This is a genomic window from Ferrovibrio sp. GW821-FHT12D07 (genome assembly GCF_058807275.1).
This window is the reverse complement of record NZ_JBXAQN010000001.1, coordinates 552,077-578,019: the sequence shown is the minus strand read 5'-3', so window position 1 is coordinate 578,019 and position 25,943 is coordinate 552,077. Positions and strand designations below refer to the sequence as shown.

Genomic DNA, 25,943 nt, shown 5'->3' with positions numbered 1-25,943 from the left:
TCTACAGCTATCAATCCCCCGCCGCCGAGAGCACGGCGACGGTTTCGCCGCCGGCCTTGGCTTCGGCTTCGCGCGCCTGCTGCTGCTTGTGCCACAGCGCGGCATACAGCCCGTTATGATCAAGCAGCGCGTTATGACGGCCGCGTTCGGCGATGCGGCCTTCATCCAGCACGATGATCTCGTCGGCATCCACCACCGTGGACAGCCGATGCGCGATCACCAGCGTGGTGCAGCCTTCGGCCGCACGGCTTAAGGCGGCCTGGATTTCACGCTCGGTATGGGTATCGAGCGCCGAGGTCGCCTCGTCGAACACCATGATCTTCGGGTTCTTCAGCAGCGCGCGCGCAATCGCCACGCGCTGCTTTTCGCCGCCCGAGAGCTTCAGGCCGCGCTCGCCCACCATGGTCTGCATGCCATCGGGCAGCCGCGCGATCAGGTGATCGAGCTGCGCCATTGTCGCGGCCTGCATCACATCCTCATCAGAGGCGCCGACGCGGCCATAGCGGATGTTGTAGAGAATGGTGTCGTTGAACAGCACGGTATCCTGCGGCACGATGCCGATCGCCTGGCGCAGGGACAGCTGCGTGACGCTGCGGATATCCTGGCCGTCGATGCGGATGCTGCCGGACTGGATGTCGTAGAAGCGATAGAGCAGCCGCGACAGCGTCGACTTGCCGGCACCCGACGAGCCGACCACGGCAACCTTGCGGCCGGGCTCGATGCGGAAGCTGACGCCGGACAGGATCTCGCGACGCGGATCGTAAGAAAAATGCACGCCGTCGAATTCGACCAGGCCGCGACTGGCCTGCAGCGCCGGTGCGCCGGGCGCGTCCTGCACTTCCTCGGGCACCACCAGCAGCTTGAACATCGCCTCCATGTCGATCAGGCCCTGCTTGATCTCGCGATAGGCGAAGCCAAGGAAGTTGAGCGGCATGTAAAGCTGGATCAGGTAGGCATTCACCATCACCAGGTCGCCCAGCGTCATGCTGCCGTCGCGCACGCCCATCACGGCGAGGCTCATCAGCGCGACCAGGCCGACCGAGATGATCGCGCCCTGGCCCAGGTTGAGATAGGCCAGCGTGGTCTGGCTTTTCACCGCCGCCGCCTCGTAGCGCATCATCGCATCGTCGTAGCGGCTGGCCTCATGGGCCTCGGCGGTGAAGTATTTCACCGTTTCGTAATTCAGCAGGCTGTCGATGGCGCGGGTATTGGCGCGCTGGTCCTCGTCGTTCATCACCCGGCGGTACTGGGTGCGCCATTCGGTGATCGCCAGCGTGTACCAGATATAGCCGCCGATGGTGGCGACCGTGATCAGGGCAAAGATCCAGCCATACAGCCACCACAGCACGCCGCCGACCAGGCCGATCTCGACAATGGTCGGCACGATGTTGAAGGTCATGAACTGCAGCACGAACTGGATGCCCTTGGTGCCGCGCTCGATCACGCGGCTCAGGCCGCCGGTCTGGCGCTCCAGGTGGAAGCGCAGGGAGAGCGCATGCAGGTGGTTGAAGGTTTCCAGCGCCAGGTCGCGGATGGCGGCCTGGGCCACCTTGGCGAATACGGCGTCGCGCAATTCGCCAAAGCCCTGGGCGCACATGCGGGCCAGGCCATAGGCCAGCACGAAACCGAATATGACAGTCAGGACCAGCTCACCGGACGAGACCATATGGTCCATCCGGTCGATCACCTGCTTGAACAGATATGGCACCGCAACATTGATCAGCTTGGCCAGCACCAGGAAGACGAAGGCAATCACCACGCGGCGGCGCAGGTCAGGGCGATGGTCCGGCCAGAGTCGCGGAATCAGCAAGCCGGGTAGCGATTTTTTCAAGTCGGTCATGATGGGCAGGGCTGGTGCAATTGATTAGGGTGGGCGGTGTCAGGTTCGCCGATTTTGCGTTGGGGGACTTGATCCGTCAGGCGGGCGAAGCCTATCGTTTGCCCCCGCATAATCCATGTTATTTTCCTGTTAGGCTTTGAGGGAGCAGTGCGATGAAAGTGGTGAGCTTCGTCCGAAATGGCAAGAGCTCGTATGGCGTCGTCAGTGGTGACGGCATCGTCGATGTGGGCGCCAAGCTGGGCTCCAAATACCCTGACCTGGTCGCCGTGCTGAAGGCCGGCGCGCTGGCCGAAGTCGAGGCTGCTGCCCAATCTGTGATCAAGGGGGGTGGCGCGGCCGACCTCAAGCTGGATGGCACCACGCTGCTGCCGGTCGTGCCCAATCCGGGCAAGATCGTCTGCGTCGGCGTCAACTATGACGAACACCGCCGCGAGATGGGCCGCGAGCCGCCGGGCCATCCCACCATCTTCGTGCGCTTCCCTGAAAGCCAGGTCGCCCATAACCAGCCCCTGCTGAAGCCTGCCGAGTCCGACAAGCTGGATTACGAAGCCGAACTGGCCGTGATCATCGGCAAGCGCGGCTACAAGGTTTCGGAAGCCGACGCCTTCAGCATCGTCGCCGGCTATTCCTGCTACAACGACGGCTCGGTGCGCGACTGGCAGACCCATACCGGCCAGTTCACCCCGGGCAAGAACTTCGTCGCCACCGGCGGCTTCGGCCCGTGGATGGTGACGGCGGACGAAATCCCCGATGCCCAGGCGCTGGAAATCCAGAGCCGCCTGAACGGCCAGGTGATGCAGAAGTCCAACACCGAGCTGATGACATTCAACATCCGCAAGATCATCAAGTATGTGACGACCTTCACGCCGCTGGAACCTGGCGACGTGATTGCCACCGGTACCCCGGGCGGCGTCGGCACCAAGCGCAACCCACCGGTCTACATGAAGGACGGCGACATGATCGAGATCGAGATCGAAAAGGTCGGCCTGCTGCGCAATCCGGTGAAGAACGCGTAAGCGGTACGCTATTCAGACTTCAAACGGGGCGCTCCAGGCGCCCCGTTTTCGTTTCAGGCCCAGATCAGCTCCGGCCTACAGCCTCGGCCACGCTTTTGAAGCCGTCGCGCTTCAGCAACGCCGCCAGCTCGGCCTTGATGCGCGTCACCAGGCCCGGACCTTCATAGACCAGGGCCGAGTAAAGCTGCACGGCCGAGGCGCCGGCGCGGATCTTGGCATAGGCCTGTTCGCCCGAACTGATACCGCCGACACCGATCAGCGTGGCGCGGCTGCCGACCTGGTCATGCAGCCGCTTCAGCACGGCAGTGGATTTTTCGAACAGCGGCTGGCCAGACAGGCCGCCGGTCTCGGTCTTGTTGCCGCTTTGCAGCGTCTCGGGCCGCGCGATCGTGGTGTTGCTGGCGACGATGCCATCGAGTTTGTATTGCAGGGCCAGTTCAGCCACGGCGTCGATGTCTTCATCCGCGAGGTCCGGCGCGATCTTCACCAGCAGCGGCGTTTTATACTGCGCATGCAACGGCTGCAGGCGCGTCAGCAATGCAGCCAGTTCTTCACGCCCTTGCAGATTGCGCAGGCCAGGCGTGTTGGGCGAAGACACGTTGACCACGGAAAAGCCGCAGAGCGGCGCCAGTCGCGCGTAGGAAATCGCATAATCGCCGGGACGGTCGGCCGAGTCCTTGTTGGCGCCGAGATTGACGCCGACCAGGCCTTTGCGGCTGCGGCGCGCTTCCAGCCGCACGGCGGCAACATCGAGGCCGTCGTTGTTGAAGCCCATGCGGTTGATCACCGCACGGTCCTGTTCCAGGCGGAAGACGCGCGGGCGTGGATTGCCGCCCTGCGGTTTCGGCGTGATGCCGCCGACCTCGACGAAGCCAAAGCCAAGCTTCAGCATCGCATCGGGCACTTCGGCATTCTTGTCGAAGCCGGCCGCCAGGCCGACCGGACTGGCGAGGCGCTGACCGAACAGCGTGGTGGACAGCACCGGATCATCCCTGCCGCTGATCGACGGCACCAGTCCGGTTTTCAGGATGGTCAGCGTCAAGCGATGGGCGGTCTCGGCGTCGAGATTGCGCACCAGCGGCCAGACGATGTTGCGATAAAGAGTCATGCCACGGTCTCCGGCGCGGACAGCGCCTGGGTTGAAAGCGTTTCATACGCCAGGGAAGGATACTGCGTCTCGCGCATCAGGATCACCTCCCGTACAGGAAAATCCAGGGCGAGCGGCACGGCTGCCACGCGTGCAGCGAAATCGGCCGGCAGAGCCAGCGGCTGCGCGTAACGGGCCAGCGTCATGTGGATCAGATCGTAGCGCGGCGCACCGCCGGGTGGCGGCGGCAGGGCGGCGGCCATAGCGCGGCGCAGGCTCCAGATCGCGTCGCCGGACTCTGCCACGGCAATGACGGCAGCCGGCGTGGCCTTGAGGTGACGGAAACGCAGAATCGGCGCTGCCTCCCGCCTGCACCAGTCCCGCAGGGTCGACATGGCAATCGACTGTACGTTGGCCCAGTAAGCGTCCTTGTCAAACGTGCTGCGCACCGGCGCAACGCTGTAGAGTGAAAGATGCATGGCCGACAGAGGCGCCACATGCAGGGTGGTGCGCCCGCCGGCCAAGCCAGCCACCGCATCGAGCAGAAATGCCGTTTCCGCCTGCACGGCCACATCGGCCATGGCGGCGATATTGTAGGAGCAAGCGGGCCGCTGCCACAGCGGATCGCCGACAAATCTGCTCACGGCTCCAGCTCCGGGAAAACATGGCGGCCATCGGGGCCAAGCGGCAGGGCCTCGACGCGATGCACGGCAGACACCGGCAGGCTGCCGTAGAGATGCGGGAAGAGATCGTCGTTGCGCGATTTTTCCCATTTCAAAGGCGCAGTGAGGGCAGACCCGCGCACATACAGCAGCATCAGGTCGGCCAGGCCGGCGTAATGCTTCGCCGCGGTCTCGGCCGCCTGTTTCGCGGTCGAGAAATGAATGAAGCCGTCGCGGACGTCATGCGCGGTGCCGGTGAAGGCGCCGGCGGTCTGCGCCGCGGCCCAGTCGGCTGCCGAAATGATGCGGTAAATCGTGGTCATCTTACTTTCTTGTACCTGTCTTCAGGTCATAGGCGCGAATGCCAGCCAGCCCCAGCATGCCGGTCAGCATGGTGTACTGCAACTCGACCGGGATGTCAGGCAGTGCGGGAACGTCGCGTGAGAAAAGCATCAGGACCCAGGCCATCAACGGCCGGCCAAGCCAGGCATAGCCCAGCGAGAAGACGCAGAGCCAGCCCGCACCCCAGCGCCAGCCGCCTGCACCCGAGGCGGCTTCGGCCTTGTTGACCTCGATCTGGGCCAGATTGCTCTGCATGAAGGCATCGAAGACGCGGCGGTTCGCCTCATCCTCAGCCTGGGCCCGGGCGGCGGGATCGGGAATCCGGTCGACCAGGGATTTGATGATCGGCGCCAGCGCCGGAATCAGAAGCTGCAGCATGACTCGTTCCTAGCGGATGTCGTTGTAGAAGGCATGATTGCCGATCACCACGCAGGGCGTGTGGCCCCTGACCCAGGCCGGCGCGATATCGGTGGCGTGATAATGCGTGGCGCCGAAGCTGTAGTCGGAAAGCCGGCCAGCCAGTGCGGCGCGGGCGATCCGCAGCGCCAGCACGAAGCTGACATCATCCTCGGTGACCCGCAGCAGTTTGGTGCGGTTTGGATCGCTCGCCAGCCAGCAGGAGAACTGGTGCGGCTTGAGGCACACTTCAGCAATGCTGCGCCCCCACCAGCCGGGCCGGCCGGCGCGGTTGAGAATGACGCAGGCGACGCCACGCATGCCGTCCTCGCCCTCGCCGCGCGCCTCGCCCCAGAGCGTGCGGGCCAGCACATCCAGCGTGAAGGCCTGATCGCCATAGGCTGCGGCCCGGTCGGGATAGTTCGGATCGTAAGCGGTCATGATGTCCTCACGAAGCAAGGCGCGACTGGCCGAGCTTGGCCTCGATGCGCAGCAGGTGTTCGGTCAGGCGGGTTTCGACATTCTTCAGGTAGTCGATGGAGGCATAGCGCTGGGCGACATCCGTGCTCGAACTGGCGGACGAAGGACTGTTCGATATTGGGCGTCATCTGACGCTCCTTTCGTCACAGGTTTTCAAATGCCATCGGCAAAAAAGCAGATGGCGGTTTATGCGGCCCGCGGCGTTGTCCGGTCATATGGACCGGGCGCCGTCGCCGCCGCGGTCTCCGGCTGCGCCTTTGAAATACGAGAGGCGGCAGTTGTCGAAGACCGGGAAAGGGAAAGCCGGCATCTGCGGTGCATGAGGCATCATGCTGTCGCGAGTGCCAGCCCACGCGATCAGCCCGGATACAGCCTCCTGAAGCCATCAGTGACCTTGCTGAGGATTTCGGGGTCGCGTTTTTTCCAGTAGCGCGGATCGCGCATCAGGCTGACGAGCTGGTCCTCGGTCATCGCGGCATCCTCGCCGCGCAGGCCGGTATGCAGCTTCGGATCGCCGTTCTGCATCATGGCTTCCAGCGCCAGGATGCCTTCGTAGGAGGATGCCAGTGCCGTGAAGACAGCGGGCGGCAGGTTGCGGCGGCCCCAGGAATCCAGCACACGGGCGGTTTCGGTGAAGCGTGCCTCGCTGCCATAACGCTGGATCAGCTTGTCGCGTTCGGCGCGACCGCGGAATTCACCGGCAAGCTGGTGCAGGTGCGGCGCGACATGATCACAGGCCAGGTCGTAGACAAGCTGCGCCTGCGCCGGGGTGAAGCCTCCTTCATGCAGACGACGATTCACTTCCGGATCAGCCCAGACGGCGGGATCCTTCAGCGAAATCTGGTAATCGTCCGGCGTTTCCGGCACGCCGAGCGCACGGCGGAAACGCTGATGCGCCTCGTCATCCGCGTCATCGCCGGGAATACCGACCGTGCCGGCGAGCTTCTGTTCCAGCGCGCGATAGGATTTCAGCAGCAGATCGGCGCGCAGTTCGCCGGTGCGCGGGTCGCGGAATTTCTCCGGGATGGCATCGATGCCATCACCGGTTTCAGAAGCGTCGCCCTCAAGCAGATTCGATGTCATGCAATGTCCTTTCCATTGATCCCTAAATGTTCCAGAGCCACTTGCCTCAACCGCCTAGCTGCCCGCGCGCCACGAGTTGCGCGATATAGGCGGCGAGATGACGCTGGCCTTCGAGATGACGCAGTTCGGCTTCGCTCGTATCCGGCGCCAGGCGCCGGTCGATGGTGATGCGCCGCAGGTGATTCAACACACGCTCCCCATCCAGCCCGCGGAAGCAGCGCGCAAAGGCAGCGGCGAGATCGCCATTGAGCGGTTCGGTCATCGTCTCGCTCATGCGGCGGCTCCCGGTTGTTGTGCTGGCGGTTGCCCCAGCTGCTGGCCGAGCTGCGGCAGCAGTTGCGCCAGTTGCGCGCCGCCCTGCTCCATCGACGGCGAGATCTCGCCCGCCTCGATCAGGAATTCACCGGGCACGCCGAGCGTGCGGCCGAGCCAGCGGGCAACGCTGACCGCATCGACCACCTGCAGGGCCATCGGTCCCAGCGCCTGCAATTGCTGCAGCCAGGTCAGCACGCCCTGCACATCGCCCTGGGCCTGCAGGCGCGCCAGCGGCGACTTCTGCACCAACGACACTTCGCGGCCATCCAGCGCAAAGGCCGGGATTTCGCCGCGCCGTTGCAGGATCGCCAAGCTGCGCTGGATCAGCGGCACCAGCAGTTCCGACTGCAGCCGGCCGAAGGTGGCGCCGAGTTGGCGCGCCATCGCGGCCGAGCGTTCCATCACTTCCGTCGCCGTCATGCGCGGCCCATCGATCTGACCCAGGCTGTCAGCCATCAGGGCATGGCGGATGCGGCTGCGCAGGTCGTCGAGTACGATCTGTGAGATGTCGAAGCGGCCGGGCGCCGCCAACGGCGTGAGCCCTGAGGACCCCACCGCTTTCGGAATGATGGCGCCGGGTACCAGCTTCACATTGGCCGGATTCAGCACGCCATCGTCATCGGCCTGCCAGATGCCGGTGACGGCGATCGAGGCATTCTTGAGCACAAGCTCGACCACCTTGTTGGCGGTCTTGATATCGGGCAGCGCCTTCATCACCGGCGAGCGGCCATAGGTTTCGCCCGGCGCCTTCAGCCAACGGAAAGCGATGAAGGGCGCATGATCGAAGCGGCCTTTGGCCAGCAGCGCGACATCCTCATCCACGGCGACATCTTCCAGCAGCGTGGCGAAGACATAGCCCTGCATGGCCTGCGGCGCCGGCAGCAGGCAGTCGAGCACCGACAGGCGCGCATCCGGTTCGCGCTGGCGGCGCGTGACGAACCAGCCCTGCTGTTCCAGCGCGGGATAGCGGCGCGCCAGTTGCTCCAGGCTGTAGTCCTGCCGGCGGAACACGGTATCGAGCCGGCCGCCATGACCTTCTTCCAGTACAAGATCGTTGAGCGGCACGGCAGAGAAGCAGAAGGCGCTCGGTTCACCCAGCGGCGATTCCTCGCAGGCCAGACAGGCCGTGCCGGCAACCACCAGATCAAGGAAAGCCTGGTGCAGCTCGACGCTCAGATTACTGCGATCAAACTGCGCCTGCAGAAGCTCAGCCGCCTTGTCGAGTTCGGCTGCCATCGCGCCATGCTGGTCCTGCGGCACATCGCGACCGGGCTGGAAGGCGGACCAACGCGACCAGGGCGGCGTGAGTTGCGAGAGCAGCGACGCGGCAAGCTGCTCGGCGGCATCGGCGGCCGTCACATCGAACAGGCGTTCGTTCACGCGACTGCCCACACCGGCCTGACCAGGACGGCGCGCCGGCAGCGCATAGTCGTAGCAATCCTGCCAGAGCGCATCCCAGCTGCTGCGCTGGCTGCGCACGCGACCATAGCGGCGGCGCAACGCATCCGGCTGCAGCGGATCGTCGACAGAGACAGAAGAAGACGTGATCTGCATGACCATCACTCGCCCAGCAGCCGCTTGGGCGCAGCACCAGCCGCACCGCTGCCGGCACCGTCATCGATGCCCCGCCAGGAGGTGGCGATGGTTTCGCCCTGGGCACGGCGACGGCGCTCGCGGGCGGCCTTCTCGGCCAGCTCGGCCTCATTTTCCACCGGCGGCGGGGGAGCCGGCGGCGGTGGGGGCGGCGGAGGCGGCGAAGACCCGAAGATTCCACCCATAATGCGGCCTTTCCTGCAGAGGGGAATGTTGAGTTGCTTAAATGTTCTTTTCGCGATCAAAATAGAACGAAACAAATCCATAATCAAGGGATATTTTCCGCAATTCAAGAAATAGTTCCCAAGGTGTTCTTACACTCCAGCAATGCAGGCCGATCAGCCGCTTGACCGTTTCGACGCAGGAAAACGGCAGCGGCGGAGCCAGCCGGCGTGGCGGATCGAGCACCGGAACGGTGAGCGCGCACTGGCCCAGGCCGCGCAGATGGGCAGCGAGATCAGCCTCTGGCGACCACTGGGGAAACCCATGGATTTCAAGGCGATGGGACAAAGAATCGACCCCCACCCAGCCTTCTTCCAGGGCCAGGTAGGCCAGGCAATGACGGAAGCCGGGCTTGAGCCGGCGCAGTTTGGGCAGCCGGGTTTCCTCTGCGAAGACCACCACGGCCCGGCGCTGGCAGCCCGTATCGGATACAGGGTAGGCGGGTGACAGAAATCCCGGTTTAGCCGGTTTTTCAGTGGTTTGTTTCATATCCAGCCCCAGAGCGGGCGGAACATATGGGAAATACACGCCCTTGTTGACCCTTATATTCCTATAATGTTCTCAAGTCAAATGCATACAGTGATAATATTCCTGTAGCCAAAATCCTGAATTTACAAGACTATCGTCCCATGCTGACACACCGGGCTATCTGGGCCGCCATCGACGGGCTGGCCGAACGCTATGGACTCACCGCCTCCGGACTGGCCCGCAAGGCGGGGCTGGATCCGACCACCTTCAATCGCTCCAAGCGCATTTCGCGCGACGGCAAGCAGCGCTGGCCGTCGACGGAATCGATCTCCAAGGTGATTGAGGCGACCGGCGCCAGCGTGCCGGAATTCATGGACCTGCTCTCCGATATCGGCGGCGTGCCGCGCAGCACCCATCGCGTGCCGCTGATCGGCCTGGCACAGGCCGGCAAGGACGGCTTCTTCGACGATGGCGGTTTTCCCACTGGCGAAGGCTGGGAGAAGGTGCCCTTCCCCGAGATCGGCGATCCCAATGCCTATGCGCTGGAGATCACCGGCGACAGCATGCTGCCGGTCTATCGCGACGGCGATGTGGTGATCGTGTCGCCGGCCGCCAATGTGCGGCGCGGCGATCGCGTGATCGCCAAGACCACGCAGGGCGAGGTGATGTGCAAGGTGCTGGCGCGCCGCACGCTGACCCGCGTCGAGCTTGCCTCCTTCAATCCCGCCTATCCTGAACGCGCCTTCGACGTGCAGGACATCGCCTGGATCGCCCGTGTCGTCTGGGCGGCGCAGTAGGCATGAGTGAATCCCTGGCATCGGCGCTGGGGCGACTGCCGGCGCTGGTCGCCGGCGGTGGTTATGCCTGGTGGTTCGAGAACGGCCAGCTCGAAAAAATTTCCGCTGATACCGCCGCACGCCGCGCCCGCGCCACGCCGCCGCTGCTGGTGCATGGCAAGGCGACGGCGACGCGCCTCGGCGTTGAACCGTTTCCGTCTTACGACCTGCTCGACCTGTTCGCCTTCGTGCGGCCGGCGAAATTCTGCCTGCCGACGCCGCATGGCCTGCTGGCGCGCGTCAATCTCGATGCTGCCGATGACGAAGAGGCCGTACAGTATCTGCATCATGCGGCGCAGGCCCTGCTGGAAGACCTGCCACGCCAGCAGCCGCGCGCGCTGAAACGCAGTGCAAGGCTGGCGCAGACACTGCAAAAAGCCGGCTGGCCCTGGGCGATCTATCTGCTCACTGCGCTGGGACCCGAAGCCGCCAGCGTTCCCGCCGGCGGTTTCGGTGGACTCGATATTTGGCAGGAATTGCCCGAATGGGTGGATTACGCGCCGCCGCCGCCGCCCGACACACAGAGCGTTTCGCCGATGGAAGCGCGCGAGCGGCTGGCGCGCCTGCTCGGCACGGTGTCGGAGCTGCGCGAGACGCAGGCTGATTACGCCGCCACCACCGCACAGGCCTTTGCGCCGCGCGAGATGATCGGCATGCCCGAGATCGTGCTGGCCGAGGCCGGCACCGGCATCGGCAAGACGCTGGGCTATATCGCGCCGGCCAGCGTCTGGGCCGAGAAGAATGGCGGCACCGTGTGGCTGTCGACCTATACCAAGAATCTGCAGCGCCAGATCGATGGCGAACTGGATCGCCTGTTCGCCGACCCGGCCGAGAAGGCCGCCAAGGTGGTGGTGCGCAAGGGCCGCGAGAATTATCTCTGTCTGCTGAATCTGGAAGACGCCAGCCAGGGCGGCGTGGCGCGGCCGCAGGATATCGTGCCGCTCAGCCTGATCGCGCGTTGGGCCGGCGCGACGCGGGACGGCGATCTGGCCGGTGGCGATTTCCCCGCCTGGGCCGTCGACCTTCATGGCCGCAACCGCACACTGGGTCTGACCGACCAGCGCGGCGAATGCATCCATGCCGGCTGCCCGCATTACCGCAAATGCTTCATCGAACGCAGCGTGCGCAAATCGCGCAAGGCCGAGATGGTGATCGCCAATCATGCGCTGGTGATGATCCAGGCCGCGATGGGTGAAGACGAGAGCCAGAAGCCGCTGCGCTATGTCTTCGACGAAGGCCATCATCTGTTCGAAGCCGCCGATGGCGCGTTCGCGGCGCATCTCACCGGCATGGAAGGCGTCGATCTGCGACGCTGGCTGCGCGGACCTGAAGGCGGACGTCGCAGCCGGGCGCGCGGACTGGCCAATCGTATCGGCGATCTGGTGGCGCAGGACGAGCGCGGCAAGGCGACGCTGGAAGCCATCGTGGAAGCGGCACGCTGCCTGCCAGGCGAAGGCTGGCTGGCGCGCATCGCCGAAAACAATCCGCAAGGATCGGGCGAGAAATTCCTCAGCCGGGCGCGGCAACAGGTGCTGGCGCGCAGCCGCGAACCGGACAGCCCCTATGGTCTGGAATGCCCGACACGCGAGCCGGTTGATGGCCTGATCGATGCGGCTATGGAGTTCGCGCGCGGCATCGAGCGCCTGCTGGAACCGCTAAGCGGTCTGACCAAGGCCCTGAGCGACATGCTGGCCGACGAAACGGCCGAACTCGACACCGCGACGCGCAGCCGCATGGAGGGTGCGGTGCGCGGCCTGCTGCGGCGGAAACTGACGCTGGATGCCTGGCACAGCATGCTGCTGGATTTGCAGACCGAAACGCCGGCGGCCTTTGTCGACTGGTTCGGGCTGGAGCGCATCGACAGCCGTGATCTCGATCTCGGCCTCTATCGCCATTACCTCGATCCGATGCTGCCTTTCTCCGCGGCCGTGCTCAAACCCGCCCATGGCGTGGCGATCACCTCGGCCACCTTGCGCGACAACGCGCCGGCAAAAGCCGATGCCGCGCCGGAACTCGCCTGGGAAAGCGCCGAAATCCGCAGCGGCGCGCGTCATCTGCCGCAGCCGGCGCGCCGCGCAGCTTTCCCCTCGCCATTCGACTATGCAAACCGCACCCGCGTACTGGTGGTGACGGACGTGCGCCGCGACGCGATGGATCAGGTGGCGGCCGCCTATCGCGAACTCTTCCTCGCGGCCGGCGGCGGCGGGCTCGGCCTATTCACCGCGATTTTCCGCCTGCGCGCCGTGCAGAAGCGCATCCTGCGGCCGCTGGCCGAAGCCGGCCTGCCGCTCTATGCACAGCATGTCGATCCGCTTGACAATGCGACCCTGGTCGACATCTTCCGCGCCGAGGAACATGCCTGCCTGCTGGGAACGGACGCGATGCGCGATGGCGTCGATGTGCCGGGCGCCTCTTTACGTCTGGTCGTGTTCGACCGCGTGCCCTGGCCGCGGCCCGATCTGCTGCACAAGGCGCGCAAGGCAGCCTTCGGTGGCCAGTCCTACGACGATCTGCTGACGCGGCTGAAACTGAAGCAGGCCTATGGCCGCCTGCTGCGCCGCGCCGATGATTACGGCGTCTTCGTCGTACTCGATGCACAGCTTCCATCGCGTCTGCTCTCGGCCTTCCCGGCCAGCGTCGATGTGCGCCGTGTCGGGATCAGGGATGCGGTGGCGGAAACGCACAGCTTCCTGAAATCGCTGCAGGCCAGCACTGGCGAAGCGCAGAATCTGGCGTAAGCTTCAGGTCATGCTTTTGCCGCATTCCGCCGCTAGTTCGACGGCTCCCTCCTGAAGGTTGCTCCCGCATGTCGACCATCACGCCCCAGAACGCCCTGATCTACGCCATGGTGATCGCCGCCGTGGCCGACGGGAAACTGAAAGAGACCGAAATTGCCGCCATCGACGTGGCGGTGCGGCATCTGCCGATCTTCCGCGGCTTCGGCATCGACGCCATGCAGGTGGCGATCGGCGACTGCGTCGCGCTGCTGGATCAGGAAGACGGCGTCGATGCGGTGCTGGGTCTGGTGACCGAGGCGCTGCCGGGCGACTGGGCTGAAACCGCCTATGCGCTGGCCTGCGACATCGTCGCTGTCGATGGCCATGGCCGCCAGGAAGAATTGCGCTGGCTGGAAATGCTGCGCCATGAACTGCGGGTCGAGCGCCTGCATGCCGCCGCCATCGAGCGCGGTGCCGGCGTGCGCTACAAGCGCCTGCCGCACTGACGCCAGTCCGTCAGATACACCGGTCCTAATCGCCTGCATGTATCCAGGTGCGGAACCAGACTGCCGGGCGGATGAACCTGAACCGCCGGTCGAGCTCGACCTGCGCCGTTTTGCTGAACAGGCCCTTCCTCTTTTTCCAGAACCAGAAGCTCAGCCGGTATAGCTGCGCCAGCATCACATTGGTGCGGGCCTTCCTGTAACCGGCCTGTCTCAGCCGTCGCCTGATCTTCCAGGCCGCCGGCGAGGTAAGCTTTATCGCAGTCGTCGGCTTCATCCCACAGGCCCGGATCAGGGCGGCCCGGTCATCGACCAGCAACCGGTGCATTTCCACCAACTGGCTTTTATTGGCGAGCGCCCCTGATTTCAGAAGCTTCCCGTTCAGACGCGGAGCAATGTGAACGCGCAGACTGCGCGTTGAAATGGGGAAGACAGTGAATGGCCCGATATTGAAGCAGCTTATATAGAGCAGGCATGCGATGCCGCACATGACTTCGAATGCCAGAAGACCGCCGCCAAACTTTATCGCGTCGGCAAGATCGGGATTTCCCGTCGCCATGAGGCCGTAACGCCATAAGTTATGCTGGATGCCGTCGGATAGCAGTGTGCCGGCATAAACAAGGAAGGCGCCGTAAAACAGCGCATTGGCGATATACCAGAGCATTTTCCGTCTCAGAAACATCCACGTCATGACGCCGAAACTACCGGAAAGACTTCGGCACGATCAGCGGAATCGCCTTCACGCCGATGCGCGTGACCGCCGGCAGCACAGCCGCAATGTCGCCATCGGCCTGCACCGGTTCGCCGTTCGCGCCCTCAATAATGATCTCGCGACCGCGCACCAGTTCGATCTCGGGCAGCTTCTGCAGCAGACCCATGGTCAGCGCCGCCGTGGCGCGCAGCGCGCCGATGCGGCCGCCCATGCGGAACAGGCAGACTTCAAAGGCTGGATCATCCAGTCGCGCGTTGGGCGAGCAGACGAACTTGCCGCCGTAGAAATGTCCCTTGGCGATGACGGCAGAAGCACAGTCATAGGGTTTGCCGTCGATGATCAGGCGATAGCCCGGCACGCTGTATTGCACGAGCTGGCGCAAGGACTCGATCACATAGGCGCCCTTGCCGAGCCAGCGCTTCAGCTTCGGCGGCAGCTTGGCCACCACATGCGCATCGAAGCCGACGCCGGCCATGATGGTGAAAAGACGATCATTCACGAAGCCGGGCCAGATCGTCGTCGACGGTCCGTGCAGCACCGCCTGCATCACACTCGGCGGATCAAGCGGCAGACCGATTTCCATCGCCAGCACATTGGCGGTGCCCAATGGGAAGATGCCGAGCGGCGCGCTGTTTTCAGGAAGACCGTTGGCCACTTCACCGATGGTGCCATCACCGCCGGCCGCGACCACCGCATCATATTTCTCGGCATGGCCGTCATGGGCAAAGCTTTCCGCATCACCGCGTTTGGTGGTGGGGCGGAACTCCACCGCACAGCCTGAATCTTCCAGAAGGTCGAGATAGGCCTCCAGGCGATGGCGTTTCCGCCGCCCGGCCGTCGGGTTGTAGATCACCAGCAGACGGCGGCGATAGGAAACAGGCGTGGAAACGGCGGACATCCCGGCCCGGATAACAGATTTCGGGGGGCGGCGTCAGCCATGGTTTTGTGACAGTCGGCCCATCCGGCCACCCGCCAGGCATACCAAAGTATGCTAAGTCGATTGCATGACATGGTATGCGATTCGGCTCCTGCCCCTGCTCCTTCTTGTAGGCGCGACCCCGGCCCCCGCCGCCGAACCGGCCCTGCTTCCCAGTGTGCTCGACGGCGACACGATCAAGATGGCGGGAGTGAATTATCGCCTGCATGGCATCGATGCCCCGGAAAAAGCCCAGGTTTGCCAAAGAGATGGTCATGACTGGCTGTGCGGCCAGGAGGCGGCCTCCTACCTGCGCGGCCTGATCCGCGGCCGGGCCGTCACCTGCGCCGAGAAAGACCGCGACCGCTATGGCCGGGTGGTGGCCATCTGCTATGCCGGAAGCGACGATCTGAACCGGGCCATGGTGCGGGCCGGACTGGCCTGGGCCTACCGCTCCTATGCCCGGGATTACGAGGATGCCGAGCTGGAGGCCCAGATCATGGGCAATGGCATCTGGGCGGCGTCCGCCCGAGCCCAGCCGGCCTGGGACTGGCGTAAGGAAAGACGGGCCAAACCCGCCAGAAACCCCACCGGAATCCGGGGTTGACAGCCCCTTTGCCCCGGCTATAGTGCGCCCCTCGAATTCAGGCGGTGCCGGACGGCCGGCACTGCCGCTTTCTTATGGAATATCAATATGTTCGCAGTGATCAAGACCGGCGGTAAGCAGTACAAGGTGGCAGCGGGTGACGTGCTCGAGGTCGAACTGGTGGCTGGTGAAGCCGGCGCCAAGGTCGAATTCGACCAGGTGATCGCGATCGGCAACGGCAGCGACGTCAAGGTCGGCAGCGCCGTTTCCAAGGCGAAGGTGAAGGCCGAAGTGATCGGCCTGACCCGTGGCCCGAAGCTGGTCATCTTCAAGAAGCGCCGCCGTCAGAATTCGCGTCGCAAGAACGGTCATCGCCAGCGCTACACCGCGGTGAAGATCCTCGAGATCGCCGCCTAAAGCGCGCGCTGAAAAGTTTAAGGAGACAGTTCCATGGCACATAAGAAAGCTGGCGGCTCTTCCCGTAACGGTCGCGATTCAGAGTCCAAGCGCCTCGGCGTCAAGAAGTACGGCAGCGAGTCCGTCGTCGCCGGCAACATCATCGTGCGCCAGCGCGGCACCAAGGTGCATGCGGGCCAGAATGTCGGCATGGGCAAGGATCACACCCTGTTCGCCACCGCCGACGGCAAGGTGAAGTTCCATAACGGCAAGGGCAGCCGGTCTTACGTTTCGGTGCTGCCGCCGGAGGCGTGATCACACGCGCCTTTCCCGCAAGCATCACAATCGATCAAGGGGAATGGCGCAGGCCATTCCCCTTTTTCTTTGTCCAGACTGACACACCGATACACACATGAAGTTCCTCGACCAGGCCAAGGTCTTTATCGAAAGCGGACAGGGCGGCCCTGGCTCCACCAGCTTTCGTCGTGAGAAGTTCATCGAATACGGTGGACCTGACGGCGGCAACGGCGGCAAGGGCGGCGACGTCTGGGTCGAATGCGTCGATGGCCTCAACACGCTGATCGACTATCGCTACCAGCAGCATTTCCGCGCCGCGCGCGGCGGTCATGGCTCCGGCCGCCAGCGCTCCGGCGCGAATTCCGACGATGTGATCCTGAAGGTGCCGAAGGGCACGCAGGTTCTGGCCGAGGATAACGAGACCCTGATCGCCGACCTGACCCAGATCGGCCAGCGCGTGCTGCTGTGCAAGGGCGGCGATGGCGGTTTCGGCAACGAGCATTACAAGTCGGCCACTAATCGCGCGCCGCGCCGCTCCGATCCCGGCTGGCCCGGTGAAGAGAAATGGATCTGGCTGCGGCTGAAGCTGATCGCCGATGCGGGTCTCGTCGGCCTGCCCAATGCAGGCAAGTCGACATTCCTGAGCCGTGTCAGCCGCGCCAAGCCCAAGATCGCCGATTATCCCTTCACGACGCTGAAGCCCCAGCTGGGCGTGGTGAAATCGAATGACCGCGAATTCGTACTGGCCGATCTGCCCGGCCTGATCGAAGGCGCCGCCGATGGCGCCGGTCTGGGCCATCGCTTCCTTGGCCATGTCGAGCGCTGCGCCGTCATCCTGCATCTGGTCGACGGCACCGCTGAAGACCCGGTGGCCGACTGGAAGCTGATCCGCAAGGAGCTGAAGGTCTATGGCGCCGGGCTGGACAAGAAGCTCGAGATCATCGGCCTGAACAAGATCGATGCGATCCCGGCCGACGAGCTGAAGGACAAGATCGCGAGGCTGAAGCGCTCAGCCAAGCGCCCGGTGCTGGCGCTCTCGGGCGTCACCGGTGAAGGCGTGCAGGTGGTGAGCGATGCGCTCTATGCCATCATCGCCGAGGCGCGCGCCGCCGAGAAGGCGAAGATCGAACTCGAGACGGACGATGAGTAACGGTCTCGACCGGGCCAAGCGGATCGTCATCAAGGTCGGCTCGTCGCTGCTGGTCGATGCCGAGAAGAACACGCTGCGCGAGGCCTGGCTGACCGCACTGGTCGAGGATATCGCGAAGCTGCGCGCTGATGGCAAGGAAGTGCTGGTCGTGTCTTCAGGCGCCATCGCGCTCGGCCGCCGCATCCTGGGCCTGGATGCGAAAGCCATGCGGCTGGAAGAGAGCCAGGCGGCTGCCGCTGCCGGCCAGATTCGGCTGTCTTCGGCCTGGCAGGATGCACTGGCCAAGCATGACCTCAAGACCGCGCAGCTGCTGCTGACGCTAGGCGATACGGAATCGCGCCGGCATTACCTGAATGCGCGCGAGACGGTGAACACGCTGCTGAAGCTCGGCGTCGTACCGGTGGTCAATGAAAACGACACTGTCGCGACGGCGGAAATCCGCTTCGGCGACAATGATCGCCTCGCCGCCCGCGTGGCGCAGATGATCTCGGCCGATTGCCTGGTGCTGCTGTCGGATATCGACGGGCTCTACACCGCCGATCCCGGCCTCGACACCAATGCGACATTCCTCTCCGAGATCGAGGCGGTCACGCCCGAGATCGAGGCCATGGCCGGCGTATCGCGCTCAGGCCTTGGTCGCGGCGGCATGATCACCAAGATCGTGGCGGCCAAGATCGCCGTGGGCGCCGGCTGCGCCATGGTGATCGCCAACGGCAAGCAGATGCATCCGGTGCAGGGCGTGCGCGATGGTGGCCGCTGCACCTGGTTTCATGCCCATTCCACTCCGGCGGCCGCGCGCAAGCAGTGGATCGCCGGCCATCTCAATCCGCAGGGCACGCTGACGCTGGACGACGGCGCGGTGAAGGCGCTGCGGTCGGGCCGCTCGCTGCTGCCTGCCGGTGTGACGAATGTCGAAGGCCGGTTCCAGCGCGGCGATCTGGTGCGCGTCTGCGCGTCGGATGGCGCTGAAATCGCCGTTGGACTTTCGGCCTATGCCGACGAGGATGCCCGTCGCATCAAGGGCCATAAATCCGGCGACATAGAAGATATTCTCGGCTACCGTGGCCGCGACGAAATGATCCATCGTGACGAGTTGGTGCTGCGATGACCTTGCATGCGAAAATGGCTGTCTCCAGTTCCATCACCGACGTGACCGTCCTGATGGCCGGCATCGGCCGCGCCGCGAAGGATGCGGCTGCCGTGCTGGCCACTGCCAACACCATGCAGAAGAACAGCGCCCTGCTGCAGGCCGCCAAGGCGATCCGCGCCAACGAGGCCGCGATCCTGAAAGCCAATGCCGAGGATATCGCCGCGGCCAAGGCGAAAGATCTGACGCCCGCCCTGCTGGACCGCCTGCTGCTGGATTCCAAGCGCATTGCGGCGATGGCGCAGGGGCTGGAAGAGATCGCGGCGCTCGCCGATCCCGTCGGCGATGTGATGGCCTGCTGGACCCGGCCGAATGGTTTGAAGATCGAACGCGTGCGCACGCCGCTGGGCGTGATCGGCGTGATTTACGAAAGCCGCCCCAATGTCACCGCCGATGCCGGCGGCCTCTGCCTCAAGGCCGGCAATGCCTGCGTGCTGCGCGGCGGCAGCGAGAGCTACAGGTCCAGCAAGGCGATCCATGCCTGCCTGGTCGACGGCCTGCGTCAGGCCGGCCTGCCCGAAGCGGCGATCCAGCTGGCGCCCACCACCGACCGCGCCTTTGTCGGCGCGATGCTGACGGCGGCGGAGTATTTCGACGTGATCGTGCCGCGCGGCGGTAAGTCGCTGGTGGCCCGCGTGCAGGCGGAAAGCCGCGTGCCGGTCTTTGCCCATCTCGACGGCAACGTGCATGTCTATGTTGAATCCAGCATTGACCTGGCCATGGCGGAGTCCATTGTGCTGAACGCCAAGCTGCGCCGCACCGGCGTCTGCGGCGCGGCCGAAACGCTGCTGGTCGAGAAGGCCGCCGTGAAGACCCATCTGGCGCCGCTGGTGACGATGCTGCTGGACGCCAAATGCGAGGTGCGCGGCGATGCCGAGACGCAGGCCGTCGATGCCCGCGTCAAGCCCGCCACCGAAGAAGACTGGGCGACCGAATATCTGGACGCCATCATCGCCGTGAAGGTGGTCGATGGCCTGGACGATGCCATCGCGCATATCAGCGCCTATGGCTCGCATCACACCGATGCCATCCTGACCCAGGATGCCCAGAATGCTGCGCAGTTCATGAACCGGCTCGACAGCGCCATCCTGCTGCACAATGCCTCGACGCAGTTCGCCGATGGCGGCGAGTTCGGCATGGGCGCCGAGATCGGCATCGCAACGGGCAAGATGCATGCGCGCGGCCCGGTCGGCGTCGAGCAGCTCACCACCTTCAAGTATCTGGTGCATGGCACCGGCCAGATCCGGCCGGTCTGACCAGGAACAGGATGCAGCGCGGCGCATGATCCCTTCCCTCGGCTCGCGCCAGCATCTGCGTATTGGTCTGCTCGGTGGGTCTTTCAATCCCGCCCATGCCGCCCATCGCGAGATCAGCCTCACCGCGCTGCATCGTCTGGGACTGGATCAGGTCTGGTGGCTGGTCAGTCCGCAGAATCCCCTGAAAAGCCGCAACGGCATGGCGCCCCTGGACAAGCGGCTGGCCCAGGCCCAGGCCGTCGCCGACCATCCCGGCATTCATGTCACCGCCATCGAGCAGCAGCTGGGCACGCGCTACACGGTCGACACGCTGGGCCGCCTGCGGTTGCATTACCCCAATATGCAGTTCGTCTGGCTGATGGGGGCCGACAATCTGGCGCAGTTCCACCGCTGGCATGCCTGGCAGGATATCGCCGCCACAATGCCGATTGCGGTTCTCGACCGGCCGGGCTTTAATCTGATGGCGGCCCGGACACCGGCGGGACAATGGCTGTCCCGGTATCGGATCGCGCAACATCAGGCCGGCGCATTGGCGGATCAGGAAGCACCGGCCTTCCTGTTGCTGAAATCCAAGCTCAATCCGTTGAGTGCCACCGCGATACGACAGAACAAGACGTCAAACCGGAGGACGGCCAAGTGAACAGCTATCTCGTGTCTTACGATCTCGATGGCGCCGGCCTCTGGGCAGTCATTAACGCGCCTGACAAGGACGCCATCCTGGCAACCTTCCCGCAGCTGGCCGTGCTGGACGAAAAGCCGGACGCCATGACCATTGCCGATTATGCGCGGCTGCAGGCGCAGGAGACCTATGACCTCGCCGGGCCGCTGCCGAAGTGGCTGGCCGACCTGCGCTGACTCTGGCTGCGCTGACGGCTACGGCAGCCGCAGGAACAGCTTGTTCACACCGGTGAGCAGCCGGTGCAGCGGCGCGTAGAGGGCTGCGAACGCATCCCAGTCCAGACCCAGCGTTTCCGCGATCGCGCCCAGCGTGCGCTTGCCATCGATCAGGGCGGCGATCTCGGGGGAACGCGGCGGCGCGGCAAAGACGAAACGCTCGGTCTCAAAGGTGATCGCGAGTTCCCCGCGCTTCTGCAGCGTCTCGGCCAGCGCCTTCGACGGCAGGCCATGCAGCCAGGGCGCCAGATCGGGTGCCGGCTGCGCCACCGCATAGGCCGCGCGCGCGGTATCCACCGTATAGACCACATGAGTCTTGAGCGATCCGCAAAGCCGCTCGGCCAAAGCTGCCTGTTCCAGCGCCGACAGTGCGGCCGCATGGACGCGCAACGCCTCGTCCTTCAGATAGGTCAGCGGATCGTAGCGGCAGGGTTCGATCCAGGCGGCGGGCGCGAGTTCCGCGCCCTCGAGCAGGGCCGCAAACTCCGGCACCGTATAGGCGCGATCCTGGCTGTGCAGCAGCAGATCATAGAGCCCGGCATCGTTCTGGCGGTGATCGCCAACAAAGGGATTGCGCTTGAACGCGTTGCTCTCGGGCAGCTCGGCCAGCAGGCGCTTCGCGGTAGCCACCTGGTCCTGCGGTGTCATGCCGGCAGTGAGCTGCCACAGGGCAGCCTGCATCGGATAGACGCCAGCGCGGCCGTATTCGCCATAGACCATCAGGCCCATGCCGCCATCGGGCGCCAGTTGCGCCTTCAGGACGGCAAGCCCGGCGGCCGGATCAGGCAGGTGGTGCAGCACGCCGCAGCAGTCGATGTAATCGAAAGCACCGGGTGCCAACTGCGGCAGGTCGAACAGCGAGCCGGTGAGGAAGCGGATATTGGTGAGGTTGCGCACTTTCGCACGCGCTTCGGCGATCTGCCGCGAAGCGGTCGAGAGATCGAGATAGATGATCTCATGCTGCCCGCCACTGGCGGCCAGATACTGCGCCAGATGGATCAGGCCGTCGCCGGTGCCGCCACCGGCCACCAGCGCACGCAGCGGCTGCCTGAAGTCGCGCCGGCCACCAAAGACATAGTGGTTGAGCTCCGGGAGGAGGCTCGGGCTACCGCTGATCAGGCGGCGCGCCTCGTCGGCCGGATCACGCGCCGGATAGGGATAGGCTTCGTATTGCTGTTTGACGCTCTCTGTCACGCGACCTTGATCACCACCTTGCCGGTGGTCTTGCGCGACAGCAGCGCCTGCATCGCCTGCGGCACCTGGTCGAGCGTGAAGGTGCCGGACACATGCGGCTTCAGTTTTCCATGCTCGTACAAGGCCAGCAGGGCCGCGAAATTGGCGCGGTTCTTTTCCGGATCGCGCGCGGCAAAGGCGCCCCAGAAGACGCCGACGATGCTGCAGCCCTTGATCAGCGCCAGGTTGGCCGGTGCTTCCGGGATGCGGCCCGAGGCGAAACCGATCACCAGCAGGCGACCATCCCAGTTGATGCAGCGCAGCGACTGGTCGAAGGCATCGCCGCCGACGGCGTCATAGATCACGTCGGCGCCATTGCCGCCGGTCAGTTCCTTGACGCGATCCTTGATGCTCTCTTTCGAATAATTGATCACATGGGCGGCGCCATACTCTTTCACGATGGCGGCCTTCTCGTCGGAGCCGACCGTGCCGATCACGGTGGCGCCGAGTTCGCGGCCGAGCTCGACCGCATTCAGCCCGACGCCGCCAGCGGCACCATGCACCAGCAGCACTTCGCCCTTCTTGATGCGGCCGCGGTCGACCAGCGCGTGATAGGTGGTGCCGTAGGTAATGGGAAAACCGGCTGCCGCCTCATAGGGCATGGAGGCCGGAATCTTGAACACGTTGTTGACCGGGCACTGCACCTGCTCGGCGAAGCTGCCATGGCCGGTGGTGGCCATCACGCGGTCGCCAACCTTCACATCGGTGACCCTCTCGCCGACGGCGACGATCTCGCCGGCGCATTCCATGCCGGGCGCAAAGGGAAACGCCGGCTTCATCTGGTACTTGCCGGTGATCATCAGCGTGTCGGGAAAGTTCAGCCCGGCCACATGCACCTTGATGCGGACGTCCTTCGGGCCGAGTGCCGCCAGCGGCAGATCGTCCAGCACCAGGCTTTCCGGACCACCCCAGGCCTTGCACACCATGGCCTTCACGTTCACCGCTGCCGACATCGCTCAACTCCCTGTTTTTGGTTTTTATGCTGCAGATACAGAAATGGCGCCGACTGATGCCGGCGCCATCTATTCAGGCCGAAATTATTTCGGCGACATGACCATGGTCATCTGCCGGCCTTCCATCTTGGGCGTCTGCTCCATCTTGGCCTTTTCGCCAAGATCTTCGCGCACCCGGTCGAGCAGCTTCATGCCGAGTTCCTGGTGGGCCATTTCACGGCCGCGGAAACGCAGGGTCACCTTGACCTTATCGCCTTCCTCGAGGAATCGCACCATCGCCCGCATCTTCACGTCATAGTCATGCGTGTCGATCATCGGGCGGAGCTTGATCTCCTTGATCTCGATGACCTTCTGCTTCTTGCGGGCTTCGGCCGCCTTCTTCTGCTCCTCGTACTTGTACTTGCCAAAATCGAGAATCTTGGCGACGGGAGGTTCGGCGGTGGGGGAAATTTCGCAGAGATCGAGGCCGGCTTCTTCAGCCAGACGCAGGGCTTCGCGGATCGGGACAACGCCGCGGTTCTCGCCGGCGGCATCGATCAGACGGACGTTCGGGACGTCGATCTCGAAATTGACCCGCGGACCATCGGTTTTGGGTGTCGGCGGGGCATTGAACGGGGGACGGGCTATGACGCGCTCCTAAAGTAGTTACAACAGAATCAGTGAGTTAGGGCAGATGCGGCCAGGGTCAACCCAAGGTCATCCCTGGGGCATCCGGGCTTCGGCCGACAATCTAGCAATCGCGTCGGCCAACGCAATGGTTTCCTGCTGTTCCGAACCCAGGCGACGCAGGGTCACGGTGCCCTGTTCCGCTTCCTTTTTGCCGACCACCAGAATGACCGGCACCTTGGCCAGGCTGAGCTCGCGGATCTTGTAGTTGATCTTCTCGTTGCGCAGGTCGGTCTCGACGCGCATGCCGGCAGCGTCGAGCTGGTCGGCGACCTGCTGCGCGTAAGCATCGCAATCCGACACGATCGGCGCGACGGCGACCTGCAGCGGCGCCATCCACAGCGGCAGGCGGCCGGCATAATGTTCGAGCAGGATGCCGATGAAGCGTTCGAAGCTGCCCAGGATCGCGCGATGCAGCATCACCGGACGATGGCGCGCGCCATCGGCACCGACGTAATCCGCATCCAGGCGTTCGGGCAGCACGAAGTCGACCTGCAGGGTGCCGCACTGCCAGTCGCGACCAATCGTGTCGCGCAGCACGAATTCCAGCTTCGGGCCATAGAAGGCGCCTTCGCCGGGATTCAGCGTGTAGTCGAGGCCGGATGCGACGCAGGCATTCTTCAGCGCATTCTCGGCCTTGTCCCAGGTCTCGTCCGAACCGGCGCGCTTGGCCGGACGGTCGGAGAACTTCACCTTGATCTCGGTGAAGCCCATGTCCTTGTAGATGCTCTGCAGCAGGTCGCAGAAAATCTTGCTCTCCGAGATGATCTGGTCCTCGGTGCAGAAGATATGCGCGTCGTCCTGCGTGAAGTTGCGCACGCGCATGATGCCGTGCAGCGCACCGCCCGGCTCGAAACGATGGCAGGAGCCGAACTCGGCCATGCGCAGCGGCAGGTCGCGATAGCTCTTGAGGCCCTGGTTGAAGATCTGCACATGGCAGGGGCAGTTCATCGGCTTCAGCGCGAAGATGCGCTCGTCCGCGTTGGCGGCAAAGTCGCGGATGCCCTCTTCATTCTCCGCGATATACATGCTTTCGCGGAACTTCTCCCAGTGGCCCGAGGCCTCCCACAGCTTGCGGTCGACCAGCTGCGGCGTCTTCACTTCCAGATACCGGGCCTTTTCCAGACGCTGGCGCATGTAGCGCTCGAGCGTGCGGTACAGCGTCCAGCCCTTGGGATGCCAGAACACCATGCCGGCGGCTTCTTCCTGCTGATGGAAGAGACCCATCTCCTTGCCCAGACGGCGATGGTCGCGCTTCTCGGCCTCTTCGAGGCGCTTGAGATAGGCGTCCAGTTCCTTCTGGTCGCGCCAGGCGGTGGCATAGACGCGCTGCAACTGGCGGTTCTTGGCGTCGCCGCGCCAGTAGGCGCCCGACACCTTCATGATCTTGAACACTGGCGGCAGCTTGCCGGTCGAGGGCAGATGCGGACCCATGCAGAGGTCGAGCCAGCTATCGCCCTGGCGATAGATCGAGATCGCCTCGCCGCGCTTGGCGATTTCGGCGACCCATTCGGCCTTGTAGGTCTCGCCGATCGACTTGAAATACTCGACGGCCTTTTCCGGTGCCCACTCTTCGCGGTCGATCGGCAGGTCGCGCTTGACGATCTCGGCCATGCGCTGCTCGATCTTGCCGAAGTCTTCCGGCGTGAAGGGCTCGTCGCGCACGAAGTCGTAATAGAAGCCGTCGTCGGTCGAGGGACCGAAGGTGATCTGGGTGCCGGGAAACAGCTCTTGCACCGCCTGCGCCATCACATGGGCGCCGTCATGGCGGATCAGCTCGAGCAGCTCGGCCTCGTTCTTGTCCTTCAAGGTCACGATCTCGAGCTTCACGTCGCGCGTGATCGGGGTCTTGAGGTCCTTCAGCGTGCCGTCCAGACGGATGGCCAGCGCCGCCTTGGCCAGGCCGGCGCCGATCGAGGCCGCCACATCCGCACCGGTGCTGCCAGCCGGGTAAGTTCGCACGCTGCCATCGGGCAGGGTGACGCGGACTTCGGCAGCAGAAACAGCGGATTGGGACATGGTTTCAGGGACCTCCAAGGGGGCGCAGCCTAGCCGCCCAAGCCCCCAAGTCAAGCCGGCCGGGCAGTCGGCAAAAGCCGGATTCCGGGCAGCCCGGGCCGCTCCCTGCCGCTTTCCGGGGCAGCTGCCGCCCGGTGGGCGCTTTTCTGCTGGGAGGC

Annotated in this window: 29 protein-coding genes; 12 read left to right on the top strand and 17 right to left on the bottom strand. The window is 64.3% G+C overall.

What is annotated here, in order from left to right:
• Nucleotides 1–10: 10 nt before the first annotated feature.
• Nucleotides 11–1,840, bottom strand: a complete 1,830-nt coding sequence (locus tag AC1RRE_RS02985) for an ABCB family ABC transporter ATP-binding protein/permease (protein WP_492979596.1) — start codon at nt 1,838–1,840, stop codon at nt 11–13.
• Nucleotides 1,841–1,992: 152 nt separating this feature from the next.
• Between AC1RRE_RS02985 and AC1RRE_RS02980 the strand changes: the two genes are divergently transcribed.
• Nucleotides 1,993–2,856 (top strand): fumarylacetoacetate hydrolase family protein, encoded by an 864-nt coding sequence (locus AC1RRE_RS02980; RefSeq protein ID WP_492979595.1) that lies wholly within the window; start codon nt 1,993–1,995, stop codon nt 2,854–2,856.
• A gap of 64 nt (nt 2,857–2,920) precedes the next feature.
• Here the strand turns inward: AC1RRE_RS02980 and AC1RRE_RS02975 are convergent, their stop codons facing one another.
• From AC1RRE_RS02975 to AC1RRE_RS02930, 10 genes are all read right to left on the bottom strand, one after another.
• A complete protein-coding gene (locus AC1RRE_RS02975; RefSeq protein ID WP_492979594.1) occupies nt 2,921–3,964 on the bottom strand; it encodes a quinone-dependent dihydroorotate dehydrogenase in 1,044 nt (347 codons plus the stop codon).
• Entirely contained in the window at nt 3,961–4,587 is a 627-nt protein-coding gene (locus AC1RRE_RS02970) for a hypothetical protein (protein WP_492979593.1), read from the bottom strand. The genes AC1RRE_RS02975 and AC1RRE_RS02970 overlap by 4 nt, the downstream gene beginning before the upstream one ends.
• Nucleotides 4,584–4,928, bottom strand: a complete 345-nt coding sequence (locus tag AC1RRE_RS02965) for a DUF952 domain-containing protein (protein ID WP_492979592.1) — start codon at nt 4,926–4,928, stop codon at nt 4,584–4,586. Before AC1RRE_RS02965 ends, AC1RRE_RS02970 begins: the two co-directional genes overlap by 4 nt.
• 1 nt (nt 4,929) lies before the next feature.
• Nucleotides 4,930–5,325 (bottom strand): 3TM-type holin, encoded by a 396-nt coding sequence (locus AC1RRE_RS02960; protein WP_492979591.1) that lies wholly within the window; start codon nt 5,323–5,325, stop codon nt 4,930–4,932.
• Between the two features lie 9 nt (nt 5,326–5,334).
• Nucleotides 5,335–5,784, bottom strand: coding sequence for a cell wall hydrolase (locus tag AC1RRE_RS02955; RefSeq protein ID WP_492979590.1), 450 nt, complete (start codon nt 5,782–5,784; stop codon nt 5,335–5,337).
• A 396-nt stretch (nt 5,785–6,180) separates the two neighbouring features.
• Nucleotides 6,181–6,906, bottom strand: coding sequence for a capsid assembly protein (locus AC1RRE_RS02950; RefSeq protein WP_492979589.1), 726 nt, complete (start codon nt 6,904–6,906; stop codon nt 6,181–6,183).
• Nucleotides 6,907–6,952: 46 nt separating this feature from the next.
• Nucleotides 6,953–7,180: a Bbp19 family protein gene (locus AC1RRE_RS02945; RefSeq protein ID WP_492979588.1), complete on the bottom strand. Its 228-nt coding sequence runs from the start codon at nt 7,178–7,180 to the stop codon at nt 6,953–6,955.
• Nucleotides 7,177–8,775 carry a portal protein gene (locus AC1RRE_RS02940; RefSeq protein WP_492979587.1) on the bottom strand — a complete coding sequence of 533 codons (1,599 nt, stop codon included), beginning with the start codon at nt 8,773–8,775 and terminating at the stop codon, nt 7,177–7,179. Before AC1RRE_RS02940 ends, AC1RRE_RS02945 begins: the two co-directional genes overlap by 4 nt.
• Nucleotides 8,776–8,780: 5 nt before the next feature.
• On the bottom strand, nt 8,781–8,999 hold the full coding sequence (locus tag AC1RRE_RS02935; protein WP_492979586.1) for a hypothetical protein: 219 nt from the start codon (nt 8,997–8,999) through the stop codon (nt 8,781–8,783).
• Nucleotides 9,000–9,036: 37 nt separating this feature from the next.
• A complete protein-coding gene (locus AC1RRE_RS02930) occupies nt 9,037–9,525 on the bottom strand; it encodes a hypothetical protein (protein ID WP_492979585.1) in 489 nt (162 codons plus the stop codon).
• Between the two features lie 140 nt (nt 9,526–9,665).
• Here AC1RRE_RS02930 and AC1RRE_RS02925 point away from each other — a divergent pair, with 140 nt between their 5' ends.
• The 3 genes from AC1RRE_RS02925 to AC1RRE_RS02915 all read left to right on the top strand — a co-directional run bounded on the left by AC1RRE_RS02925 (nt 9,666) and on the right by AC1RRE_RS02915 (nt 13,563).
• The gene (locus AC1RRE_RS02925; protein ID WP_492979584.1) at nt 9,666–10,301 is read left to right on the top strand and encodes a S24 family peptidase; all 636 of its coding nucleotides are present in this window, start codon (nt 9,666–9,668) and stop codon (nt 10,299–10,301) included.
• A gap of 2 nt (nt 10,302–10,303) precedes the next feature.
• Nucleotides 10,304–13,078 carry an ATP-dependent DNA helicase gene (locus AC1RRE_RS02920; protein ID WP_492979583.1) on the top strand — a complete coding sequence of 925 codons (2,775 nt, stop codon included), beginning with the start codon at nt 10,304–10,306 and terminating at the stop codon, nt 13,076–13,078.
• 68 nt (nt 13,079–13,146) lie between these two features.
• Nucleotides 13,147–13,563, top strand: coding sequence for a tellurite resistance TerB family protein (locus tag AC1RRE_RS02915; RefSeq protein WP_492979582.1), 417 nt, complete (start codon nt 13,147–13,149; stop codon nt 13,561–13,563).
• 25 nt (nt 13,564–13,588) lie between these two features.
• Here the strand turns inward: AC1RRE_RS02915 and AC1RRE_RS02910 are convergent, their stop codons facing one another.
• On the bottom strand, nt 13,589–14,224 hold the full coding sequence (locus AC1RRE_RS02910; protein ID WP_492979581.1) for a hypothetical protein: 636 nt from the start codon (nt 14,222–14,224) through the stop codon (nt 13,589–13,591).
• Between the two features lie 37 nt (nt 14,225–14,261).
• Nucleotides 14,262–15,170: a diacylglycerol/lipid kinase family protein gene (locus AC1RRE_RS02905; RefSeq protein WP_492979580.1), complete on the bottom strand. Its 909-nt coding sequence runs from the start codon at nt 15,168–15,170 to the stop codon at nt 14,262–14,264.
• A 106-nt stretch (nt 15,171–15,276) separates the two neighbouring features.
• Between AC1RRE_RS02905 and AC1RRE_RS02900 the strand changes: the two genes are divergently transcribed.
• From AC1RRE_RS02900 to AC1RRE_RS02865, 8 genes are all read left to right on the top strand, one after another.
• On the top strand, nt 15,277–15,795 hold the full coding sequence (locus AC1RRE_RS02900; protein ID WP_492979578.1) for a thermonuclease family protein: 519 nt from the start codon (nt 15,277–15,279) through the stop codon (nt 15,793–15,795).
• A gap of 87 nt (nt 15,796–15,882) precedes the next feature.
• Entirely contained in the window at nt 15,883–16,191 is a 309-nt protein-coding gene (gene rplU / locus AC1RRE_RS02895; protein ID WP_492979576.1) for a 50S ribosomal protein L21, read from the top strand.
• A 33-nt stretch (nt 16,192–16,224) separates the two neighbouring features.
• Nucleotides 16,225–16,485, top strand: coding sequence for a 50S ribosomal protein L27 (rpmA, locus tag AC1RRE_RS02890; RefSeq protein ID WP_492979575.1), 261 nt, complete (start codon nt 16,225–16,227; stop codon nt 16,483–16,485).
• Between the two features lie 97 nt (nt 16,486–16,582).
• The gene (obgE, locus tag AC1RRE_RS02885; protein WP_492979573.1) at nt 16,583–17,617 is read left to right on the top strand and encodes a GTPase ObgE; all 1,035 of its coding nucleotides are present in this window, start codon (nt 16,583–16,585) and stop codon (nt 17,615–17,617) included.
• On the top strand, nt 17,610–18,725 hold the full coding sequence (proB, locus tag AC1RRE_RS02880; protein ID WP_492979572.1) for a glutamate 5-kinase: 1,116 nt from the start codon (nt 17,610–17,612) through the stop codon (nt 18,723–18,725). The genes obgE and proB overlap by 8 nt, the downstream gene beginning before the upstream one ends.
• Before the next feature lie 14 nt (nt 18,726–18,739).
• Nucleotides 18,740–20,020: a glutamate-5-semialdehyde dehydrogenase gene (locus AC1RRE_RS02875; protein ID WP_492979570.1), complete on the top strand. Its 1,281-nt coding sequence runs from the start codon at nt 18,740–18,742 to the stop codon at nt 20,018–20,020.
• 25 nt (nt 20,021–20,045) lie between these two features.
• Nucleotides 20,046–20,660: a nicotinate-nucleotide adenylyltransferase gene (locus AC1RRE_RS02870; RefSeq protein ID WP_492979568.1), complete on the top strand. Its 615-nt coding sequence runs from the start codon at nt 20,046–20,048 to the stop codon at nt 20,658–20,660.
• Entirely contained in the window at nt 20,657–20,875 is a 219-nt protein-coding gene (locus AC1RRE_RS02865) for a hypothetical protein (protein ID WP_492979566.1), read from the top strand. Before AC1RRE_RS02870 ends, AC1RRE_RS02865 begins: the two co-directional genes overlap by 4 nt.
• A gap of 18 nt (nt 20,876–20,893) precedes the next feature.
• Here the strand turns inward: AC1RRE_RS02865 and AC1RRE_RS02860 are convergent, their stop codons facing one another.
• The 4 genes from AC1RRE_RS02860 to thrS all read right to left on the bottom strand — a co-directional run bounded on the left by AC1RRE_RS02860 (nt 20,894) and on the right by thrS (nt 25,785).
• Nucleotides 20,894–22,108 carry a class I SAM-dependent methyltransferase gene (locus AC1RRE_RS02860; RefSeq protein ID WP_492979565.1) on the bottom strand — a complete coding sequence of 405 codons (1,215 nt, stop codon included), beginning with the start codon at nt 22,106–22,108 and terminating at the stop codon, nt 20,894–20,896.
• Entirely contained in the window at nt 22,105–23,100 is a 996-nt protein-coding gene (locus tag AC1RRE_RS02855; RefSeq protein WP_492979563.1) for an NADPH:quinone oxidoreductase family protein, read from the bottom strand. Before AC1RRE_RS02855 ends, AC1RRE_RS02860 begins: the two co-directional genes overlap by 4 nt.
• An 84-nt stretch (nt 23,101–23,184) precedes the next feature.
• Nucleotides 23,185–23,727 (bottom strand): translation initiation factor IF-3, encoded by a 543-nt coding sequence (gene infC / locus AC1RRE_RS02850; protein ID WP_492981328.1) that lies wholly within the window; start codon nt 23,725–23,727, stop codon nt 23,185–23,187.
• A 69-nt stretch (nt 23,728–23,796) separates the two neighbouring features.
• Nucleotides 23,797–25,785, bottom strand: a complete 1,989-nt coding sequence (thrS, locus tag AC1RRE_RS02845; protein ID WP_492979561.1) for a threonine--tRNA ligase — start codon at nt 25,783–25,785, stop codon at nt 23,797–23,799.
• Nucleotides 25,786–25,943: the final 158 nt, after the last annotated feature.

Excerpts from the sequence above, each read along its gene's own strand:
- AC1RRE_RS02855 (WP_492979563.1), bottom strand. The coding sequence starts at position 23,100 with ATGTCGGCAGCGGTGAACGTGAAGGCCATGGTGTGCAAGGCCTGGGGT.
- AC1RRE_RS02935 (WP_492979586.1), bottom strand. The coding sequence starts at position 8,999 with ATGGGTGGAATCTTCGGGTCTTCGCCGCCTCCGCCGCCCCCACCGCCG.
- AC1RRE_RS02900 (WP_492979578.1), top strand. The coding sequence starts at position 15,277 with ATGACATGGTATGCGATTCGGCTCCTGCCCCTGCTCCTTCTTGTAGGC.
- AC1RRE_RS02905 (WP_492979580.1), bottom strand. The coding sequence starts at position 15,170 with ATGTCCGCCGTTTCCACGCCTGTTTCCTATCGCCGCCGTCTGCTGGTG.
- AC1RRE_RS02915 (WP_492979582.1), top strand. The coding sequence starts at position 13,147 with ATGTCGACCATCACGCCCCAGAACGCCCTGATCTACGCCATGGTGATC.
- AC1RRE_RS02975 (WP_492979594.1), bottom strand. The coding sequence starts at position 3,964 with ATGACTCTTTATCGCAACATCGTCTGGCCGCTGGTGCGCAATCTCGAC.
- AC1RRE_RS02965 (WP_492979592.1), bottom strand. The coding sequence starts at position 4,928 with ATGACCACGATTTACCGCATCATTTCGGCAGCCGACTGGGCCGCGGCG.
- AC1RRE_RS02950 (WP_492979589.1), bottom strand. The coding sequence starts at position 6,906 with ATGACATCGAATCTGCTTGAGGGCGACGCTTCTGAAACCGGTGATGGC.
- obgE (WP_492979573.1), top strand. The coding sequence starts at position 16,583 with ATGAAGTTCCTCGACCAGGCCAAGGTCTTTATCGAAAGCGGACAGGGC.
- AC1RRE_RS02960 (WP_492979591.1), bottom strand. The coding sequence starts at position 5,325 with ATGCTGCAGCTTCTGATTCCGGCGCTGGCGCCGATCATCAAATCCCTG.
- AC1RRE_RS02945 (WP_492979588.1), bottom strand. The coding sequence starts at position 7,180 with ATGAGCGAGACGATGACCGAACCGCTCAATGGCGATCTCGCCGCTGCC.
- rpmA (WP_492979575.1), top strand. The coding sequence starts at position 16,225 with ATGGCACATAAGAAAGCTGGCGGCTCTTCCCGTAACGGTCGCGATTCA.
- AC1RRE_RS02910 (WP_492979581.1), bottom strand. The coding sequence starts at position 14,224 with ATGCTCTGGTATATCGCCAATGCGCTGTTTTACGGCGCCTTCCTTGTT.
- thrS (WP_492979561.1), bottom strand. The coding sequence starts at position 25,785 with ATGTCCCAATCCGCTGTTTCTGCTGCCGAAGTCCGCGTCACCCTGCCC.
- AC1RRE_RS02870 (WP_492979568.1), top strand. The coding sequence starts at position 20,046 with ATGATCCCTTCCCTCGGCTCGCGCCAGCATCTGCGTATTGGTCTGCTC.
- AC1RRE_RS02930 (WP_492979585.1), bottom strand. The coding sequence starts at position 9,525 with ATGAAACAAACCACTGAAAAACCGGCTAAACCGGGATTTCTGTCACCC.
- AC1RRE_RS02985 (WP_492979596.1), bottom strand. The coding sequence starts at position 1,840 with ATGACCGACTTGAAAAAATCGCTACCCGGCTTGCTGATTCCGCGACTC.
- AC1RRE_RS02925 (WP_492979584.1), top strand. The coding sequence starts at position 9,666 with ATGCTGACACACCGGGCTATCTGGGCCGCCATCGACGGGCTGGCCGAA.
- AC1RRE_RS02980 (WP_492979595.1), top strand. The coding sequence starts at position 1,993 with ATGAAAGTGGTGAGCTTCGTCCGAAATGGCAAGAGCTCGTATGGCGTC.
- AC1RRE_RS02955 (WP_492979590.1), bottom strand. The coding sequence starts at position 5,784 with ATGACCGCTTACGATCCGAACTATCCCGACCGGGCCGCAGCCTATGGC.
- AC1RRE_RS02920 (WP_492979583.1), top strand. The coding sequence starts at position 10,304 with ATGAGTGAATCCCTGGCATCGGCGCTGGGGCGACTGCCGGCGCTGGTC.
- proB (WP_492979572.1), top strand. The coding sequence starts at position 17,610 with ATGAGTAACGGTCTCGACCGGGCCAAGCGGATCGTCATCAAGGTCGGC.
- rplU (WP_492979576.1), top strand. The coding sequence starts at position 15,883 with ATGTTCGCAGTGATCAAGACCGGCGGTAAGCAGTACAAGGTGGCAGCG.
- AC1RRE_RS02940 (WP_492979587.1), bottom strand. The coding sequence starts at position 8,775 with ATGCAGATCACGTCTTCTTCTGTCTCTGTCGACGATCCGCTGCAGCCG.
- AC1RRE_RS02875 (WP_492979570.1), top strand. The coding sequence starts at position 18,740 with ATGGCTGTCTCCAGTTCCATCACCGACGTGACCGTCCTGATGGCCGGC.